This window comes from Allocatelliglobosispora scoriae, assembly GCF_014204945.1.
Classification (GTDB): domain Bacteria; phylum Actinomycetota; class Actinomycetes; order Mycobacteriales; family Micromonosporaceae; genus Allocatelliglobosispora; species Allocatelliglobosispora scoriae.
The window spans coordinates 1,437,244-1,457,116 of record NZ_JACHMN010000002.1 but is presented as its reverse complement, the minus strand read 5'-3'; the positions used below and the strand labels follow the sequence as shown (position 1 = coordinate 1,457,116).

Genomic DNA, 19,873 nt, shown 5'->3' with positions numbered 1-19,873 from the left:
CTGATCAACCAGGCGCCGGTTGCTACATAGCACTTTCGGCTGTGGACATGCCCCCGCGTGCTGAGAGAGGATTTTGGGACTCTGCGGTGTAGCCCGATCGGGTTACACCGCCGACGACTTTCCGTGCTCACCCTCGTTAAGTCATTGAATTGTTACTGATCGTCATGTGACCTACTGGTCGCGGGGTGATACAGATATGGTTTTGGCGGCACGCTTATTAGGGGTTCATAGTGACGATCGCAACCGCTCCGGCTGAGCGCATGGTCGGTTCGCTGGACGATTTCCGGCAGACGCAGCTGCACGCGATCTCCGCCGACCGGGTGACCGAGGTTGTGCGCCGCATCGTCGACAATGAGCAGCAGGTGCCTGCTCTCGATGTCGCGGCATTCGGCTCCGCGATGTGAGCCCGATAAGCCAGTTCATTCTCAAGATCCACGGTCGGTGTGATCTGTCATGTGACCACTGTTACATGTACGAACATGCTGATCAGAGCTGGCGGACCAAGGCGCGGACGATGGCGCCGCACACCCTGGCGACGGCGGCCCGGCGCATCGCCGAGCACGCCGCGCGGTGGCAGCTCCCCGGCGTACGGGTGGTGTTGCACGGCGGCGAGCCGCTGCTGGTGGGTGTCGCGGGACTGCGGTCCGCGCTCACCGAGCTGACGACCGCCATCGCTCCCGTCACCCGCCTCCAGCTCCTGATGCAGAGCAACGGCGTGCTGCTCACGGAGGAGTTCTGCGACCTCCTGGCGGAGTTCGGCGTCCGGCTCGGCATCTCCCTGGACGGCGATCGCCGATCCAACGACCTCCACCGGCGTTTCGCCAACGGCAACAGCAGTCACGCGGAAGCGGTCCGGGCGCTGGAGCTGCTGCGACGGCCGGGCTATCGGCACGTCTACGCCGGCATCCTCTGTACCGTGGACATCCGCAACGATCCCATCGCCGTCTACGAGGCGCTCCTCGAACACCGGCCCCCGCGGATCGATTTCCTCCTCCCGCACGCGACCTGGGACGCGCCGCCGCTGCGGCCGGCGGGTGAGGCCACCGCCTATGCGATCTGGCTCGGTCGCATCCACACGCGCTGGCTCGCCGACGGGCAGCCGGTCCGCGTCCGGATGTTCGACTCGCTGCACTCGGGCGCGGTCGGCGGGCCGACGGGCAGCGAGCAGATCGGGCTGGGGGCCGCGGATCTCGTGGTGGTCGAGACCGACGGCTCATGGGAGCAGGCGGACTCGCTGAAGACCGCGTTCGACGGTGCGCCCGAGACCGGCATGTCCGTCTTCGCCCACGCGGTCGACGAGGTCGCGGCACTGCCCGAGATCACCCGCCGCCAGCTAGGCCTCGCCGGGCTCAGCGAGGAGTGCCGCTCCTGTCCGGTGGTCGGCCAGTGCGGCGGCGGGATGTTCGCGCACCGCTACTCCACCGCCCGCGGTTTCGACAATCCCTCGGTCTACTGCGCGGATCTCAAGGAGCTCATCGTCGTCGTGAACGACTCGGTCCAGGTCGCCGCGGTGGCGACAGAGCAGCCCGCGGCCACCGCGCTCACCGACCTGATCGATCAGGTCGGGTCCGGTGCCGGTGACGAGCGGGCGGTCACCTATCTCGCCGATTCTCAGGTGGCGATCAGCCGGGCGCTGGTGGTCGCCATCGCCGACCAGCTGCGCGGGCACCCCTATGCCGCTGAGGGCTGGGAGCTGCTCGGTGACGTCGACCGGCGCAGCCCGGCGGCGACCGCTGCGGTCCTGGCACACCCCTTCGTCCGGGTCTGGGCGGTGGGAATCCTGCGCGGTTCCGCCCGGGACGGCGATGCCGGTCACGGCTACCTGTGCGCCGTGGCTGCGGCTGCGGCGATCCGGGCACGGATGTCGGCGGAGGTCCCCGTGCCGGTGGTCGGCGGCCGACTGCACCTGCCCGGCCTCGGCACGGTCGTCCTGCCGGCCGGCGCCGCCGTGGACGTTGCGGACGTCGTCAGCACCGCCGAGGGGTTCACCGTGCGGCACGGCGGCACCGTGGTCCGCGTCGACCACGGCGGCGAGAGCGGTGATCCGCGCTGGCTGCCGGTCCGGACCCTGGTCGCACCCGGGATCGAGGTGCTGCTGGAGGACGCGGATCCGCATCGCGACTGCCACAAGTGGCAACCCCGGCAGCGGCTGGACGTGGCCGAGGCGGCGGCATGGCAGCGCTCCTTCGCCGAAGCGTGGGAGATCATCGAGGCCGAGGCGGCGTACCAACTCCCGGGGTTGCGGGCCGGTCTGCGCGCGATGGTCCCGCTCGAAGCGGGACCCGCCGGTGAGCTGCGGGCCTCCACCTCGCGGCACGCCTTCGGCTCCGTCGGCGCCGAACGAGCCGCGCCGGACGCGCTCGCCGTCATGATCGTGCATGAGTTCCAGCACGGGAAGCTGGGCGTGCTGCTGGACCTCTGCGACCTCTTCGACACGGCCTCCCCGGTCAAGCTCCAGGTGGGCTGGCGACCGGATCCGCGCCCGATCGAGGGCGTCCTGCAGGGCACCTACGCGCACCTCGCGGTGACCCGGCTCTGGCGGGTCCGGGCGGCCCGGTCGGGCCCGGGGCGGGAGCAGGCGGCAGCGGCCTTCCGGCAGTACGACGGTTGGACCCGCGCGGCCGTCGACGCGCTCCGGTCGAGCGGGGCGCTGACCCCGGTCGGCGAGCGCTTCGTCGACCACCTGGCCGAGGCGCTGGCGGCTCCATCCTCATGACCATCGTCGAGCAGCCCCGGGTGGTCGACCTGATCGAGGGCGGGTTGGCCGCCCTGGGTCTGCGCGCCGGATCGACCGTCCTGATCCACTCCTCGCTGCGGCGAGTGGGCTTCCTGCCCGCCGGCCCGGCGACCCTGCTCCAGGCCGTGCGCCGGGTTCTCGGTCCGGGTGGCACGGTGGTGGTGCCCACGCAGACCGCGAACAACTCGACCACCAGCCGGGTCTATCACCGCGACACCCAGGGCATGGACGACGATCAGCGAGCTCGTTACGAAGCGGCGATGCAGGGCTTCGACCGGGCGACCAGTCCGTCCTTCGAGATGGGTGCCTTCGCGGAGCATGTCCGGCGGCAACCGGGAGCAGTGCGCAGCGGCCATCCGCAGACCTCGCTCACCGCACTCGGACCAGCCGCGGTGGAGCTGATGCGGGTGCACGAGTTCCGCAGCCACCTCGGGGAGGAGTCTCCGCTCGCCGCTCTCTACGAGGCCGGCGCGGACGTCGCGCTGCTGGGCGTCGGCTATGACAGCTGCACCGCTCTGCACCTCGCGGAGTACCGGCTGCCGGTCGGCCTGCACCGGTCGAAGGACTATCGCTGCTACGTGATGGCGGGCGGGTGCAGGCGGCTCGCGGAGTTCCGCGCACTCGATCTGGACGACTCCGACTTCGCCGAGATGGGCGTCGATCTGGACCGCGCCGGCTTCGTCCGTCAGGAGCAGGTGGGACAGGCGGCCGCGAGATTGCTGCCGATCCGACCAGCGGTCGATTTCGCCGTCGACTGGCTGAGTCGGCACCGCTCAAAGATGCACTCGAATATTGGCATCGACGGATTATCCTCTGTAGGAGTCGCGCCGCGACACCCCTGACGGGAGCCCACATGGTTGGTGACAGTTCGAGGAGTGCCTCGTGACGCTCGAGCCAGCCATCAGGGAAATCTACTTCTATCTGAGCCACGCCCGAGCCTTCACGAGTACTCCCGACCACTGGGTGCAGACCTTCCACGAGGATCTCGTCGACGAGGTTCGGCGGCTCGCCCGCGCGGGCACCGCGATGGAGATCGGCCTCGCCGACTTCCAGCTCGTCGGGGAGGAGCGGGAAGCCCTGGTCACCCAGGTCCTCCACGCCGCCCACGTCATGGTGATGCTCTACTCGCCGGAATACTCCCCGTTGCCGTCCCGCGAGCAGGTGACCTTCGAAGGGCGCTTGAAGCTCGCCGCCGTCGGCTCCGCGGCGCAGCACCTGCAGCCGGTGCTCTGGGCGCCGATCTCCGATCGGCAGGGCGCCGACCTCGGCGCGGCAGCCGACCTGGGCGCGGGATTCCCCGAGTACGCCGAGCTCGGCCTCCGGACCATGTGCAGGCTCACCTCGCACACGGTCTCCTACAGGGCGATCGTGCACCGGCTGGCGAGCCGCATCGTGCACGTGGCCGAGCACGTGATCCTGCACCCGACGATGCCCGGGTCGCTGCTGGAGCTGTCGGCACCGGCTTCGGGGGACACCGCCTTCGTCATCGCCGTGATCGCCCCCGTCGAGGGCCGGCTGCCCGCGGCGCGCCGGGAGCATCAGTACTACGGCACCAGGGCGGTCAACTGGCGCCCCTTTCGCAACCGCTACACCGTCTCGATCGCCGAGCACACCGCCGAGATGGCCAAGCGGCTGATGCTGCCCAGCACCAGCATCGTGGAGTTCGCCGCCGGTGACACGAGCCTGGAGATCTGTCCCGGCGTGATCCTCATCGACCCGTGGGTGCTGGAGCACCCGGACGGGCCGCAGCTGCTGCGGGCGGCGTTCGCGGCGTCCCGGCGGCAGTGGACCACGGTCATGGTCGTCGTCGACCGCCTCGACCCGCAGTACGACGACCGCGGCCGGGAGCTGGCGGACCGGGTGATGGCGATGGGCCACGCGCAGGGTCTCAAGCTCGCTCAGGGCCTCAAGCTCGCCCGCGACGCCGAGGAGTTCGACGCCGTGATGTCCAAGGCGGTCAACCGGTCCCGACAGCGGTTCATCGTGGCCCAGGACCGGTCCGACCCGAAGCAGAACCCGCAGCAGTCCCGACGGGAAGAGGAACGATGACAGCCAATCGCAACGGCCAGGTGGTCACCTTCTACTCCTACAAGGGCGGCACGGGTCGGACCATGGCGCTGGCGAACGTCGCCTGGATCCTCGCCGCCAACGGCAAGCGGGTGCTCGTGGTCGACTGGGATCTCGAGTCGCCCGGGCTCAACCGCTTCTTCAGCCCCTTCATCAAGCCGAACGCGCTCGCCAGCACCGGCGGCGTCATCGAGCTGATCCGAGGCTACGAGTGGGCCACGATCGAGCCGCGGCCCGACGCCCGGTGGATCGAGCGCTACGCCAGCGTCCAGAAATACTCGTTCTCGCTGGACTGGAAGGGCTTCCCCGAGGGCGGCACCCTGGACTACCTCTCGGCCGGCCGGGAGAACAACGACTACAACTCGACCGTCGCAGCGACCAACTGGGACGACTTCTACGAGCGGCTCGGCGGCGGCCAGTTCTTCGACGCTCTGCGGGCCGACATGAAGCGCCACTACGACTACACCCTGATCGACAGCCGGACCGGCTTCAGCGATGTCGCGGACATCTGCACCATCCACCTGCCCGACACCCTCGTCGACTGCTTCACCCTCAGCGAGCAGGGCATCGACGGCTCCGCCCGGATGGCCCGCACCGTACGGGGACGTTACGCCGTCCGCAACATCCGCATCCTGCCCGTGCCGATGCGGGTCGACCCCGCCGAGAAGGAGAAGGCGGATGCCGGGCGCAGCGTGGCGATGCGGCGCTTCGAAGGCCTGCCGACCGGGCTCTCCGATGTGGAGCGTCAGGCCTACTGGAACGCGGTGCAGATTCCCTACCAGGCGTTCTACGGGTACGAGGAGACCCTGGCGACCTTCGCCGACCAGCCGGGCGGCACCGGTACCCTGCTCAGCGCCTACGAGACGCTGACCCATCACATCACCGGCGGCGAGGTGCGCGCGCTGCCCCCGATGGAGGAGGCGGTCCGGAGCCGGGTCGCCGCCCGGTTCATCCGGCGCCCGTCGGTCGCCGAGGATGAGGTGGTGCTGCGTTTCGCGCCGCAGGACCAGGTCTGGGCCGAGTGGGTCGCGCACGTGCTGACCACCGGCGGATTGCGGGTCCACGCCCCGTCGCTGTCCGGCACGGCGGAGGAGGCCCCGGCGGTCCCACCGACCGCCCGGACCACGACGATCGTCTCCCACGTCAATGCGGCGAGCGAGGCGGCGTTCATCTCGGCCGAGAGCAACACCTCCCGGCTGCCGCTCGCCATCTACGTCTCCGACGTGCCCAGGCTGACCCACATCCCGCTCGCCAACGGTGTGCAGATCGCCGGGCAGCCGGGTCCGGCCGCGGTGGAGCGGATCCTGGGCCTGGTCGGGCGATCGGGCATCGAGCCGGACACCGTGCTCGTGGGCGCTCCGCGCTACCCCGGCGACGACAACCGGATCTTCAACGTCCCGCAGCGCAACAGCCGCTTCACCGGTCGCGAGGAAGACCTCCGGCGGCTGCGGGGCCACCTGCGGGAGCGCTCCGCCGTCGTGCTCTCCGGAGCTCAGCCGGTGGCGCTGCAGGGCATGGGCGGCATCGGCAAGACCCAGCTCGCCATCGAGTACGCATACCGCTTCCGCGCGGCCTATGACGTGATCTGTTGGGTCAGCGCCGATCCGGTGGGCGAGATCGAGACGTCCCTGATCGATCTGGGTGCCCAGTTGGGCGTCCCGATGGAGTCGTCGGGCCCTGACAACGCGAGGGCCGTGCTGCAGATGCTCGGCCGCTCCCGGGACCGGTGGCTGCTGATCTTCGACAACGCCGAGGACCCCGAATTGGTCAGCCAGTACCTTCCCCAGGGCAAGGGACACGTGCTGATCACCTCGCGGAACCCGTCCTGGGGCGAGCGTGCTCAACCCGTACCGGTGGATGTCTTTCAGCGGCGCGAGAGTGTCGACCACCTCAGCCAGCGTGTGCCCCGGATCCGGCGGGAGGAGGCCGCCCAGATCGCGGAGCTCCTGGCGGACCTGCCGGTCGCCGTCGCGGCGGCCGGCGCCTGGCTCGCCGACACCGGCACGCCGGTCGAGGACTATGTCCGCAATCTGCAGAGCGAGGGCGCGAGCGTCGCGCTGGAGGTCGCGGCCGACCGGTCGATCCAGCGGACGTGGGACCTGTCGCTGGAGCGGCTCCGGGAGCGGTCGGAGGCGGCCTACCGGATGTTCCAGCTCTGCTGCATGCTCGCACCCGAGATCGCGCTCGACCTCGTCTACAGCGACGAGCTCGCGGAGCTGCTCAAGCCCATTGATCCACGACTCTCGGTGCGGATGGTCCGCGGCTCGCTGGTCCAGCAGATCAACCGGCTGGCGCTGCTGCGCGTCGACCAGCGGGCCGAGGGCGGCCTGCCGCGGGACCGGCTCCGGGGCGGCCAGATCCTGATCCACCGGGTCGTCCAGGCGGTGGTGCAGTCCCGCATGACGGAGGAGGAGCGCGCGCTCGCCCGGCTGCAGGTGCAGCGGGTGCTCGCGGCGAGCCGTCCCAGCGGCGTGGTGGACGAGGTCGAGACCTGGCCCCGTTTCCGCACGCTCTGGCCGCACCTCGACGTCACCGAGTCCGTCTCCAGCCGGGACTCGGCGGTCCGCGAACTCATCATCGACCGGGTCCGCTACCAGTGGATCCAGGGCGACCTCCTGGCCGGGCGCAGCCGGGCGGAGCGGACCATCGAGGTGTGGCTGCAGATGCTGCCGGGAGTGACGGATATCGACGAGGAGCGCGAGCTGCGCCGGCAGATCCTGCACCTGCGCTTCAACCTCGCCAACATCCTGCGCGACATGGGCCTGGTGCAGGCGTCCCACGACCTCGACGTGGCGGTCCTCGCCGAGCAGCGGGAGCTGCTCGGCGGTGCTCACCCCGACACTCTGATGACGCAGAACAGTCTCGGTGGCGATCTTCGCGGCCTGGGGCAGTACCAGGAGGCGCTCGAGAGCGACTCGACCACCTACAACCTCTGGTTCGAGAACTTCGGCGAGGATCATCCCCGGACGCTGGCATCGCTGAGCAATCTCGCCGTCTGCAACCGGTTGATGGGCGACTTCCGCTCGGCGCGCGAACGGGACGAACTCGCTCACCAGCGCCGCCGGATCGTGCTCGGCGAGACGAACCCGTTCACCCTGCTCTCCGCCTCGGCCATCGCCCGGGACGTCCGCGACGCGGGCGACTACGACCGGGCCGTCGTGCTCTGCCTCGCCGTGCACAAGAGCTGCGTCGAGAGCAGGGGACCCGAGTCGCGGGCGGCGATGACCGCACAGTCCAACCTCGCCGTCTCGCTGCGCAGTGCCGGTTCCGTCAAGGATGCCCTGCGGCTGCACGAGGAGGCGTACGAGCGGCTCAACGACATTCTCGGACCGTCGAACCCGGACACTCTGTCGTGTCGGCTCAGCCTGGCGCTGAGCCACCTCGCGATGGGCGATCCGGACCGGGCCCGCCGGGAACTGGAGGGCCTGATGCCGATCTACTCCGATGTGCTCGGTGTCGGCCACCCGCAGACGCTCGTCTGCGAGACCAACCTGGCGATGGCGGAGTGGGCCGCGTTGAACCTGGAGGCCGCGCGCGGACTGGCTCGGACCGCGACGGAAGGGCTGCGCGGGGCGCTGGGCCACGACCACCCCTACAGCCTGTCCGCGCAGATGAACCTGGCCATCTGCGAGGCCGGCCTAGGTGACCTGCAGACGGCGCTGGGCCTGCTGGAGGAGGCCGCGCTGAAGATGGCCGAGGTGCTGGGGGATGACCACCCGAACACGCTTCGCTGCCAGGGCAACATCGCGCTGGTGGCGCACGCGCTCGGGCGGGCTGGTGCGGAGGAGCGCATCGCGGACGTCCGGGAACGACTGATCCGCCGCCTCTCCAGCAGCCATCCGATCGTCGAGGCGCTCCGCAAGCGCCACTACCTCTACCGGATCATCGACCCGCACCCGTTCTGATCTCAGCCGGCCGAGCTGGGCTGCAACTGGTCGGGCTGGCTCGCGGTGAGCCAGGCGAGGATCTCGGGCAGGACCGAGATGGCGCCGAAGTGCGCGGCGTTGCGCTGCACCTGCACCTCGGCGCCGGGGATCCGGCTCGCCAGCCACCGGGCGTGGCTGGCCGGGGAGAAGGTGTCGTCGGCCCCGTGCCAGAGCCGCACCGGGCTGCTGATGGTGGCGAGGTCGAAGCCCCAGTCCTTGCGGAAGGCGAGGACGTCGTCGATCCACCCGCCCGGGCCGTGCCGCAGCGCCTCGGTGTAGGTCTCCGCGAGCATGCGCCGCAGGGCGAGGCTGTCCGTGACGTAGCGGTCCGGCTCGGCCATCTGCGTGCGCAGCAGCTCGATCAGGCTCTCCGGGTCGCTGACCGTCCGCTCGGCCCGCACCCGCAGCCGCTCGATCAGGATGTCGAAGTCGTTGTCGGCGGTGGAGTATTCGCGGACGTTGTCGTCGGCCATGCCGTCGAACCAGTCCAACCCGGTGGCGTCGGAGGGTGCGATGCCGACCAGCACCGCCGTCCGGATGAGCCGGTCGGGCAGGAGCGCGGCGCAGGCGAGGGCGTGCGGTCCGCCGCCGGAGCGGCCGACCACGGCGAAGCGGTCGAAGCCGAGCGCGTCGGCGACCGCCCCGATGTCGGCAGCCGCGTCGGCGACCGTGCGGTTGAACTGACGGGTGGACCCGCCGTAGCCGGGCCGGTCGTAGGTGACGAGTTTGACGCCGAGCCGGTAGAGCACGCTGCCGCGAGGCTTCGGGCCGTTACGCGAGCCGGGCGTGCCGTGCAGGAGGAACACCGTTGTTCCAGCTGAATCTCCGGACACCTCCACGGTCAGGGTGCGGCCATCGGGGGTGGTCACTTCGGTAATCCCTGGGTCTGACACTCCGATGCCTTTCGTATCGATCCCCGTCACATTTCATTCATGTATATCAGTACCTCGAAATGTAGTGGGAATGTCTCATACCCCGTGCTGACGGACGCCGACTCCGATCTGGCGCATGGCGGCGACATACCGGTCCCGGGCGCGCCGCGCCTCGCCGTGCTGTCCCGCCGTCGAGAAGGCGTCGATCAGGTCGAGGTGGCTCTGCTCGTCGTAGCTGTCCATGGCGAGGATGCGCAGCAGGTAATGGATCGCGTCCTTGGTGTCGCCGGCCCGCGTCGCGTCCTCGGCGAGCGCTCGGCCGACCCGCAGATAGGTGGCGCGGGCCTGCTCACGGGGCATCGCCGACCAGTCCTCATAGGATTCGCCCTCCAGGAAGTCGCCGGTGTAGAGGCGCTCCGCCGCGACCAGCACGGTCCTGGCGTCGGTGTCGCGACCCCGCCGCCGCAGCTGGAGCCCGTGGTCGGCCTGGCGCATGAAGGTCTCGAAGTCGATCACGACCCGGCTCGTGTCGAGTGCCACGCTGCCGCCGTCGGCGATGACCACGCTCTCGGCACTGGCGGGCCGGTTGCCGTCCAGCACTCCCCGGATGATCGAGAGCGCCGTGGCGAGCCGGTGCCCTCGGCGGTCGAGCCCGCCACCGCGCTCGTCCGCCCAGAGCAGCTCGGTCAGCTCCTCGCGCATCGCGGGGCGGCCACGCCGGGCGACGAGCAGGCGCAGCAGGTCCCGGGCCTTGCGCGACTGCCACGCCGCCGGTGGCATCGGACGGCCAGCGACCAGCACCTCGAAGCGCCCCAGGGTGCGGATCTCCGCGGTGCCCGTACCCGGACAGGGGGTTTGAAGTCCGGCGGCGGCGAGCCGGTCGGCGGCGAGGTAGGAGTCCTCGACGGCCTCGGCCGTCACCACCGGCAGCCTGCTCAGCGCGACCGTGACCCGGTCGGCGTCGAAGCCGGCGCCCATGGCGCTCCAGATGCTGCGGGCCTCGGCGAGGTACCGACCGGCTCGCTCCCACTCGTCGCACAGCTCGGCCTGCAGCTCCAGCGCCTGCGCCACCCCGGTGCGGTCGCGGTGGTTGCGCGCGGAGCGCTGGGCCTCGTCGGCGAACTCGACGGCTCGGCCGAGGTCGCCGACGGCCAGCGTCGCGCGCGCGAGCGCCAGCAGGGCGACGGTCACGAACGGCCCGACCGCCTCGTCCCGGGCGCGCTCGGCGAGCGCCAGCGCGGTGGCCGGTTCACCCTCGGCCAGTACGCCGGAGAGCCCCGCCAGCGCCGGGACGAGCACCTGCAGGTGCCCGTGCTGCTCGGCGAGCGGAATGACCTCCTCGTAGGCGGCCCGGGCCAGGGCCGGCTGGCCGCACCGGCGCAGCACCTCGCCGAGGCCGAGCAGACCGAAGCAGATCTTGCCGGACTCGGCCTGCTGGCAGAGCTCGATCGCCCGGCGGTAGAGCTTCTCGGCGCCCGCCAGCCGACCCAGCGAGTTGAGGGTGTCGCCCTCGTTGGTGAGCGCCACGGCGAGGAGCACCGTGTTGCCGATCAGCTCGGCCCGCTCGGCCGCGAGCCGCAGGTCGGCGAGGGCGTCGTCGAAGCAGCCCTCGTCGAGGGAGCGGCTGGACCTGTTCAGCAGGATGCGGATGAGCTGGATGTGGTCCGCGGCGGCCTCGGCGCAGCGCAGCGCCTTGCCGTAGTGCGCCGCGTTGCTGATCCGGTCGCCGGTGAGCATGGCGTGCATCGCCAGCGCGACGTGCGCGGCGGCTCGGGCCCGGTCGTCGTCGGCGGCCTCGGCTGCGGCGATGGCGCGGCCGGAGTAGTCGGTGCAGGCGTCGATGTCGCCGAGCGCCCAGTACGCGGCGGCGAGCCACCCCAGCAGCAGCGCCTCGTCAGCGGTCCGCTCCTCGTGCAGCCGCCCCCGCGACATGCCGGTCAGTGCGTCGCGGGGTGATCCCCGCAGCAGGTAGTGGACCAGCCCGATCCGCCAGGCGACGCCGGGCTCCCAGGCTGCCTCCTCACCGGTCAGCTCGTGGAGCGCCGCCAGCGCTCCGTCGATGTCCCCCGCGACGATCAGGGCATCGCCGCGATCCAGCGCATCGTCGGATGTGGACCGGCTCGCCATGTTGCTCCCCAGGTTTCCGGCCCGCCCCGCACTCCCCGTGTCGCCGCGTTTTCGCAGGCCGTGAAGGGCGATGACCGTCATCCACTCTGTCACCGTGAGTCAACCCGGAATAGACCTTGAAGCAGCCGTGATCCCGACAGTGATCCTGAGGTGGCGCGGAATCCCGAGGTTCCGCAGCACACCGAAGGTCCGTAACGAAGGGTCCAACATGAAACGTCCAGTGGGACTTCTGGCAGCTCTCGCGATGGCGGCAGCCGTCATCGCCACTCCCGGCGTCGCGCAGGCCGCGCCGAGGAAGGAGCTCTACGCCGTGGTGCAGTCCAACGGGGCTGCGCTGACGAGCTGGTTCTGGATCGATGAGCTGCAGGGGATCATCGGCTGCGCGAAGTGCGCGTGGCAGATCGACTTCCGCAAGACCGTGGTGCTCACGGCAGACCAGGAGAAGCTGTTCCAGGCGAGCTTCCTGGCCGGCGTGACGAAGCTGAGCGAGGCCTCGGTCGCCGACCCGCGTACCGCCGCGGTGCTGCGCTCGCAGGCGACGGACCAGTTCGCCGCCGCCGCCCGCTCGCTGGGTGCCGGGCGTGCCCTGCCCGGCGTGGTCGGCTACTACGACCCGGACCGCCAGGCGACGATCCCCTCGTCCCAGCCCTGGCTGCAGGCCGCCGACCAGGACTTCGCCGATGGTCTGACGCTGATGCAGCGGGCGGCCGGGGAGCCGGTTCCGGTGCCGTGGATCACCCGGGCGATGGCCGAGTTCGACGAGGCCTTCGCGGAGCTCTCCGGCAAGCGCGTCATCGGCTGATCGGTGGGTGCCAGGCGCCTGCCCCGTGCGCGCCTGGCACCGCCCTCCACGATGAAGAAGTCTTTCGAGCGTTACATTCAATTGGTTAAATAGTTTCACGTACCGCTCTCCCCACCCCCCGGAGGGACCCTCGTGAAACGCCTGCTCACCCTCGCCGCCAGCGCCGCCGTCGTGATCGGCCTGCTCGGCATCCCCGCACCCGCCTCGGCCGCGACCACCATCGTGGACAACAGCGGTGCCTTCACCGCCAGCGCCAACTGGGGCACGTCGGCCTGGTCGGCCCAGCGCTACGGCGCCGACTACCGGTTCGCGACGCCCGACACCACCGCCAGCGACGCCGCCTGGTTCTCGGCGAGCATCGCCGCCACCGGCTCGCACAAGATCGAGGTCTGGTACCCCGCCGACGCCGGATACAACGACTCCACGCCCTTCGTCGTCGCCGCCACCGGCGGCAACCAGACGGTCCGGGTCAACCAGCGCGCCACCGGCGGCCAGTGGGTCAGCCTCGGCAACTTCACCCTCGCGGCGGGCTCCGGCAACGTCGTCGGCGTCAGCCGATGGACGACGGGTACGGGATACGTCGTCGCCGACGCCGTGCGGATCACCTCGGTCACCACCGCCGCCTTCAGCCTGCCGCTCGCCAAGTCGGCACTGCCCCGCAGCGAATACGACGACCCGCACCACGACTACCCGGCGATCGACCTGCCGGTGGGGACGGGTACCCCCGCATACGCGGTGCGCTCCGGCACCGTGGTCCGGATCAGCGACAGCTCCTGCGGCACCGGGATCAACCTCACGGGCGCCGACGGTGCGATCTACACCTACTGCCACTTCTCCGCCTGGTCCGTCGCCGACGGCGCCACCGTCACGACCGGGCAGCAGTTGGGGCTCAGCGGCAACACCGGCAACACCACCGGTCCGCACCTGCACTTCGGCATCCGTACCGGGACGGTGCGGCGCTGCCCGCAGAACTTCCTGCTCGCCATCTACGACGGCCTGACCCCGCCCGCCGCGACCAGCCTCCCCACCTCGGGGGCTACCTGCTTCTACACCACGCTCGCCCCGACGGCTCCGCTCGGCTGACCCCGGGTCGCGTTTCGCAGCAGAGCGTGGCCATGTCGCTGCGCGAGGCCACGCTCTGCTGCGAAACGCGACGGGAGAGCGGCTAGCTGTTCTGCTCGACGTACTTCTCGGGGTTCTTGTCGTGGAAGGTCAGCCCCTTGCCGGAGGGGTGCTCGCCGTAGAAGAGCAGCCACTTCGCGGCCAGCTCCGCGCGCAGCTCGGGCGTCGCGTGCCGGCGGAAGTCGGGCAGCCCCTCGTCCTCCTCCTCGCCGAGGTGCTCGGTGTTCTCCTTGCGCGCCTCCCAGACCGCCGCCCACCACTCGTCCGAGCCGATCTCCTGCTCCCGGGCCTTGTCGATGGCGTCACGGATCTTGTTGTGATCCTTGATCGCGTCGAGCGTCTCGTCGTCGGCGTCCTCGCCGCCCTTCTTGAGCAGGTGCGGGTAGAGCAACCGCTCCTCGGCCTCGGCGTGGATCTCCAGGTGCAGCGCGAGCGGCTCCCAGATGGCGCGCATCTGCTCGGTGTCGGCGGCGTCGTCGAGCCGCGCGAACCCGCGCCGGAACGCCGCGTGGTCGTCGAGGATCAGCGCCGTGATGTCGTCCATGGTGTTCCCGCCCTAGTTCTGCCGGTGGCCGCGCGGTCGTGCGCACGCCGCTGTCCAGCAGATATCCACTGCCGTCGCGGGTCAAACACCGACCTGCCCGGGCGTGTCCCGCACCTCGCGCCTCACGATCGCCGCAACTCTTGAAGAGTTGCGGCGATCTTCGGCACGCCGGGATAGCACCAACTCTTCAAGAGTTGCGGGGATCTTCGGGCGTGCCCTGATAACACCGACTCGTGAAGAGTTGCGGCGCTCTTGGTCAGGTGACGAAGATGGTGAAAGCGGCCCGGTGGACCTTGCCGGCCACCTGGAACTCCAGGTAGAGGCGGCGTTCCCCGCGCCCGGTGAACTGGACGTGGAAGCCGAGCACCCCGTCGGCCGCGATCGGCCCGGCCGTCGCGAGCGCCAGGCCCGCGTGGACGTGGCTCAGCGCCTGGGTGCGCGAGTCGAAGGCCGACATGTGGCCCAGCGAGCCGAGATAGGGCTCCAGTCCGGTCACCACGGCGCCCGACCGGTCGGTGAGGCGGAAGCGCAGCAGCGTGCCCCGGTCCTCCAGCAGGTTGGCGACGCCGTCCATCCGGGTCAGGGTCAGCTCGCCGTCATCGCTGGTCGCGGCAGGTGCGGGCAGCGGCGCGAGCTTGGTGTCACCCGGGATGAGGAAGGCCAGGCCCAGGGTGGTGGGGTGGCCGAGCACGCCGCGGCCGCGCGGCGTGAACTCGGCATACACCCGATAGGAACCCCCATCGGGTACGCCGATCGTGGCGCTCCAGGTGTCACCGACGAGTTCGGGGTGCACGTGCTGGTAGCCGCTGAGGTCGTCGCGCAGGACGTACATGTGCAGCAGCTTCGTCTGGACCGTCTCGTAATCGGTGAGGGCGGTGCCGTCGGGGGCGACGATGCGGAAGGCGACCGTGCGGGCCGCTCCGCGTGTCGTCGGCATCGAGACGGGCTGCATCAGATAGCCGTCGTGGCTGTCGGAGAGGCCGTCGCCGTGCGCGCTGGGGGAGGGCGACGGGGTGGGGAGTGCCGCTGTCCGGGCGCTGGAGCTCTCGGTCAGCGCCGGCCAGATGTAGGCGATCGTCAGGGCGAACGTGATGACGAGCGCGAGGTAGGGCATCCTGCGACGCCAGGCTGCACTCACGGCGTACCCCCTAGGTGTGAACGGCGGTGCCGCCCGCCGGGACGGGCGGGCGGCACCGGGTGTGCGACTGGCTACTGCTTTGTGATCTTGACGTCGTCCACGCCGGCCTCGACGAGGCTGGCACCGGAGGCGTCGGCGGCCTGGATCAGGATCTGCACCGACTGCCCGGCATAGGCGCTGAGGTCCCACGTGCCGGTCGCCCAGGCGCCGTTGCGGTTGCTCGCCGCGCCCGCCTGGTTGAACAGCTGCGTGGTGCCGCCGCTGTGGATGACCGAGACCCGGAAGTAGTCGGCGCTGGAGGCGTTGCTGCCGTGGGCGAGGTACCACGAGAGCGAGACCTTCAGGGTGCCGCTCGACGGGAGGGTGACCGCGGGGGAGCGGATGCTGGAGACGCCGCCGTCGAGGTCGTAGTCACCGGCGGCCGTGCCGGCGAGGCGGCCCGTGACCAGGTCGTTGCTGCCGCTGACCGTGGTGCCGAGCTGCTTGGCGCCGCTGGAGGTGGTGTCGGCGGGGTCGCCGCGCTCCCAGGCACCGGTGGTCGCGGTGTCGGTGCCGCTCGGGTTGACCGTCCAGCCCGTCGCGGTCTCGAAGGTGTCGCTCCAGACCGTGGTGGTCGGCGGGGTGACGACCGGGTTGTACTTCACCAGGAACAGGCCCTGCTCGATGCCGCTGATCGCGATCGTGCCGCTGGCGAAGAACGGGTAGACGTTCCAGGCGCCGTTGAAACCGGTGTTGTTGGCGGCCGGGTAGATGTCGAAGTAGCCGATCTCGCTGATCGAGCTCGACGCGATGTTCGTGATGTCGAACATCCGGAACCCGGCCCGGTAGCTCGCCTGGTAGGCCTTGCTGCCGATGATGTAGAGGTTGTGGTCGGTCGCCTGGCTCGTCGGCGAGACGTAGACGCCGGTGTTGACCGGGGCGTTGAGGTCCGAGACGTTCCAGATGAAGGTCTTGGTGCCCGGCAGGTCCGTGTCGAGCTCGTCGTCCATCAGCAGGCGCGCGTGGTCGCCGGTGAGCCAGCCCTGGTGGGTGTAGCCGGAGCCCGCGTAGCCGGTCCGGGACAGCTGCACCGGGGCCGACTTGTTGGTGACGTCGACGATCGTCAGCGTGTCGGTGTTGTAGTTGAAGCAGATCTCGTGGTTGCTGTAGGCCGTGTCCGGACCGTGGTAGACCACGCACTGGTTCTCGTGCACGTAACCGTCGTTGCTGACGCAGCCCGCGTTGACCGGGACCTTCGGGTTCGAGACGTTGACCATGTGGACGCCGCCGCTGCACGTGTTGGTGCCGACCGCGTAGATGAAGCCCGTCTCCTCGTTGACCGAGAGGGTGTGCGAGTTGCCGAAGCCGGTGTAGCGCGCGTCGGCGGTGAAGGTCTGCGGGGTCGTCACCGTACGCAGCCGGGTCAGGTCGAAGACCTGCATGCCGTGGGTGCTGATGCTGTCCGCGCCGATGAAGGCGTGGTTGGCGTAGACCTTGATGTCGCGCCACGAGCTCGACGTGCCGTTGTAGGACGGCAGGTTGCCCAGGTAGACCGGGGCGGTCGGCACGCTCACGTCGATGAAGGCGGCACCGGTGGTGCGCCCGAAGATGATGTACTCCTTGCCGGTGGCCGAGTCCGTCCAGCCCCACATGCTGTTGCCGTTGCCGCCGCCGATGCTCGCCAGCGGCAGGACGCTGAGCAGGTCGACATTGCTGCACGGGTAGCCCGCGGCGGTGCCGCCGACGCAGGAGGTCGCGGCGAGTCCGGTGATCGGTGCCGAGCGCACGGCCGGCTGGTAGTCGGCGTTGACGCGGCGGAGTTCCTCCCGCCCTTCGGCGGTGTTGGGATCGTGGGCCAGCGCCGAGGTGGTGACGGTGAGCATGAGAGCGAGTAAGCCGGTGGCGACGGCGGCTGTTCGCAGGGGAAGTCGCATGGGTGAGCGGTCCCTTCCGTGGTGGGTGGAGAGAATCGTCACATGGCGATATTTCGAAAGCAATCATCAGTTTGATCGACATCGTATCGAGATCAATCGCTCGACAACTAGGTCTATCCAGTGCGGATCGCGCGAGGTGGGCCCTGATGCCGGTGGGGGTCCGAGTCCCCTGGTGAAGCTCGGACCCCCACCGAGTATGGATCCCTAGACGGCGTAGACCTCGAACTCCGAGAGCTGACCGGCGGGCCAGCCCGTGTTGCCGGTGAAGGTCAGCCGCAGGTAGCGGGCGCTGCGGGCCGAGAAGGTGATCGTCACCGTGTTGCCGCTCGACGGGTTGAAGGTGTAACCCGCCGGACCTGCCGCATTGGTGAAGCTCGACCCGTCCGTGCTGGTGCTCACCGCGACGGTCTGCGTACGCGTGGCCCAGGAGGTGGGCGTCGGCAGCTTGAGCACGACCCGGCTCACCGAGGCGGCGGCGCCGAGGTCGACCTGGATCCACTGCGGGAAGGCGTTGTTGTTGCTCTCCCAGTAGGTCCCCGCGTCGCCGTCGACCGCGTTCCACGAGCCGTAGCTCTGCACGTGGCTGCTCTCCGACGTCGCCTTGCCCCGGGCCAGGTTGGTGTTGGGGGCGGCGTCGGTGGTCGCGTTCGCGGAGTTGGAGGCGGGCGAGGTGTTGCCCGCCGCGTCCTGCGCGGTGACCGTGAAGGTGTATGCCGTGGCCGGGGTCAGCCCGCTGACCGTGTAGCTCGTCGCCGCGGTGGTGCCGACGACGTTGCCGCCCTGGCGGACCTGGTATCCGGTGACGCCGACGTTGTCCGACGACGCCGACCAGCTCAGCGAGACGCTCGTCTGGTTCTTGCCGGTCACGGTCAGGTTGGCCGGCGCGGTGGGCGCCTGGGTGTCCCCGCCGCCCCCGGTGGTGCCGAAGACCTGCAGGTCCGAGAGTTGCGCGGCGGGCCAGCCGGTGTTGGCGGTGACGTTGATCCGGACGTACCGGGTCGCCGCCGCCGTGAAGGTGATCGTCACGGTGTTGCCGGACGCCGGGTCGAAGACCTTCCCCGCCGAGGCGGCGAGCGTGCTGAAGGTCGAGCCGTTGGTGCTGCCCTGGACCGAGAGCGTCTGAGTACGCGCACCCCACGACGGCGGCAGCTTCAGCACGACCCGGCTCACCGTCGCGGCGGCGCCGAGGTCGACCTGGACCCACTGCGGGAAGGCGTTGTTGTTGCTCTCCCAGTAGGAACCGGTGTTGCCGTCGACCGCGTTGCCCGACGGGAAGCCGCCGTTGCTCGTACTCGCCGAGGTGGGCTTGTTGAGCGCGAGGTTGCTGTCGCCCGGCGGCTGGCCGCCGACGACGGGCTGGGTGGGCCGGACCGCGGTGAGCGGGATCTGGCCCTTGAGCATCTTGCCGCCGTCGGCGGTGATGCGCAGGTAGTAGTCGGAGGAGCAGATCGTGCCGTCCTCGTCGAGGGTGACGAAGCTGGTCCCGGCCGGGATCATCGAGGCGTTCTCGGCCGACTTGGCGATCTGGTTGCCCTCGTTGTATTCGTCGAACATCGAGACGTAGAGGCCCTGTGCGCCGACGCGGACCATGTTGTAGATGTGCCGCCAGTAGAAGTCGCCGTGGCGCCGGTGGTGGGACGAGAGGTCACCGGGCATGACGCAGGGCTGGTAGTCGATGCCGAGCGCGTTGCACTCGGCCTGGTCCGGGGTGTTGACGTTGGTGTAGAAGGAGTCGAGTCCGGCGAGGTCGCCGGTGCGGCCGACCATCCACGGCGAGATCATGTGGAAGGCGCGGTAGACCTGCTCGAACCCGGGGCGGGAGTCGTTGATCCCCTGCCGCCAATAGGTCGGCACCCCGCCGATCACATAGCAGCCCTGCGCCTTGAACCAGTTGAGGACCTCGAGGCACTGGGCCGGGGTGAAGGGGCGGCCGGGGTCGTTGAAACCGAAGCCCCAGATGCAGACGACCGGCTTGCCGTTCTGCTTCGCGTACGCCGAGGACGCCGTGTACGCCGACATCTTGTTGAGCCAGTCGGTCTTGATCTCCGACTGGAAGTTCGTCCAGTTGGTGACGTCGTACATGATGTAGAACTTGCGGCCGGTCGCCTCGGCCGCCGTGCGCACCTTCACCGTGATCGCGTCGCGGATCGGGCCCTCGCCGCCGACCGGGTTGAACCGCTGCAGCGCCGCGGTGTCGCACCCGTTCTCCTGCATCCAGCGGAAGTGCGTGTCGATCGTCTGCTGGTCGTAGTGCGAGAAGAGCGTGGCGGGCTGGCCGCTGTTGAGGTTGGCGAACGCGGTCGGGTAGGTGCGGGTGTACTCCCGCATGTCCGGCCACGAGATCACCGAGTTGTTGCTCGGCGACGGTGCCTGGCCCCAGTTGTTGGCCCAGTGCCACCAGCCGTTGAGCGGGGAGCCGTCGCCGATCGCGGCGAACCAGCCCTGGTAGCCGACGGTGATCTTGCCGACGACGTCGCCGATGGGGCTGGCGGCGGCGGCTGAGCTGGCGGTCGAGGTGACCAGGCCGGTGGACGACACCGCGGCGAGGGCGGAACCCGCTGCGGCAGACGTGATCAATTTCCGGCGTGAGACTGCCATGTGCACTCCTTCCGGGTAGAGGGTGTC

General features: G+C 69.9%; 13 protein-coding genes. 7 read left to right on the top strand and 6 right to left on the bottom strand.

Going from position 1 to position 19,873, the window contains the following annotated elements; translation table 11 throughout:
• Window positions 1–230: 230 nt before the first annotated feature.
• The 5 genes from F4553_RS12205 to fxsT are packed head-to-tail and all read left to right on the top strand — an operon-like array spanning window position 231 to window position 8,709.
• Window positions 231–404 (top strand): hypothetical protein, encoded by a 174-nt coding sequence (locus F4553_RS12205; protein WP_184835506.1) that lies wholly within the window; start codon window positions 231–233, stop codon window positions 402–404.
• Window positions 401–2,716, top strand: coding sequence for an FxsB family cyclophane-forming radical SAM/SPASM peptide maturase (locus tag F4553_RS42395; protein ID WP_312875175.1), 2,316 nt, complete (start codon window positions 401–403; stop codon window positions 2,714–2,716). Before F4553_RS12205 ends, F4553_RS42395 begins: the two co-directional genes overlap by 4 nt.
• Window positions 2,713–3,579, top strand: coding sequence for an AAC(3) family N-acetyltransferase (locus tag F4553_RS12195; RefSeq protein WP_184835505.1), 867 nt, complete (start codon window positions 2,713–2,715; stop codon window positions 3,577–3,579). The genes F4553_RS42395 and F4553_RS12195 overlap by 4 nt, the downstream gene beginning before the upstream one ends.
• A gap of 40 nt (window positions 3,580–3,619) precedes the next feature.
• Window positions 3,620–4,786, top strand: coding sequence for an FxsC protein (fsxC, locus tag F4553_RS42390; protein WP_184835504.1), 1,167 nt, complete (start codon window positions 3,620–3,622; stop codon window positions 4,784–4,786).
• A complete protein-coding gene (gene fxsT / locus F4553_RS12185) occupies window positions 4,783–8,709 on the top strand; it encodes an FxSxx-COOH system tetratricopeptide repeat protein (RefSeq protein WP_184835503.1) in 3,927 nt (1,308 codons plus the stop codon). The genes fsxC and fxsT overlap by 4 nt, the downstream gene beginning before the upstream one ends.
• Window positions 8,710–8,711: 2 nt before the next feature.
• Here the strand turns inward: fxsT and F4553_RS12180 are convergent, their stop codons facing one another.
• Together F4553_RS12180 and F4553_RS12175 are read right to left on the bottom strand one after the other, a co-directional pair.
• Window positions 8,712–9,599 (bottom strand): alpha/beta fold hydrolase, encoded by an 888-nt coding sequence (locus tag F4553_RS12180; RefSeq protein ID WP_312875174.1) that lies wholly within the window; start codon window positions 9,597–9,599, stop codon window positions 8,712–8,714.
• Between the two features lie 99 nt (window positions 9,600–9,698).
• A complete protein-coding gene (locus F4553_RS12175) occupies window positions 9,699–11,810 on the bottom strand; it encodes a BTAD domain-containing putative transcriptional regulator (RefSeq protein ID WP_184835501.1) in 2,112 nt (703 codons plus the stop codon).
• A gap of 127 nt (window positions 11,811–11,937) precedes the next feature.
• On the opposite strand from F4553_RS12175, the gene F4553_RS12170 reads away from it, so the two are divergent.
• Window positions 11,938–12,531, top strand: coding sequence for a hypothetical protein (locus F4553_RS12170; protein ID WP_184835499.1), 594 nt, complete (start codon window positions 11,938–11,940; stop codon window positions 12,529–12,531).
• A gap of 132 nt (window positions 12,532–12,663) precedes the next feature.
• On the top strand, window positions 12,664–13,614 hold the full coding sequence (locus F4553_RS41845; protein ID WP_184835497.1) for a golvesin C-terminal-like domain-containing protein: 951 nt from the start codon (window positions 12,664–12,666) through the stop codon (window positions 13,612–13,614).
• 82 nt (window positions 13,615–13,696) lie between these two features.
• On the opposite strand, the gene F4553_RS12160 is transcribed toward F4553_RS41845, so the two are convergent.
• From F4553_RS12160 to F4553_RS12145, 4 genes are all read right to left on the bottom strand, one after another.
• Entirely contained in the window at window positions 13,697–14,197 is a 501-nt protein-coding gene (locus F4553_RS12160; RefSeq protein WP_184835495.1) for a hemerythrin domain-containing protein, read from the bottom strand.
• Window positions 14,198–14,453: 256 nt separating this feature from the next.
• Window positions 14,454–15,335, bottom strand: a complete 882-nt coding sequence (locus F4553_RS12155) for a DUF8832 domain-containing protein (protein ID WP_246466298.1) — start codon at window positions 15,333–15,335, stop codon at window positions 14,454–14,456.
• A gap of 71 nt (window positions 15,336–15,406) precedes the next feature.
• Entirely contained in the window at window positions 15,407–17,248 is a 1,842-nt protein-coding gene (locus tag F4553_RS12150) for a choice-of-anchor B family protein (protein WP_184835493.1), read from the bottom strand.
• Window positions 17,249–17,452: 204 nt separating this feature from the next.
• Complete coding sequence (locus tag F4553_RS12145) at window positions 17,453–19,846, bottom strand: galactose-binding domain-containing protein (RefSeq protein WP_184835491.1); 2,394 nt, start codon at window positions 19,844–19,846, stop codon at window positions 17,453–17,455.
• Window positions 19,847–19,873: the final 27 nt, after the last annotated feature.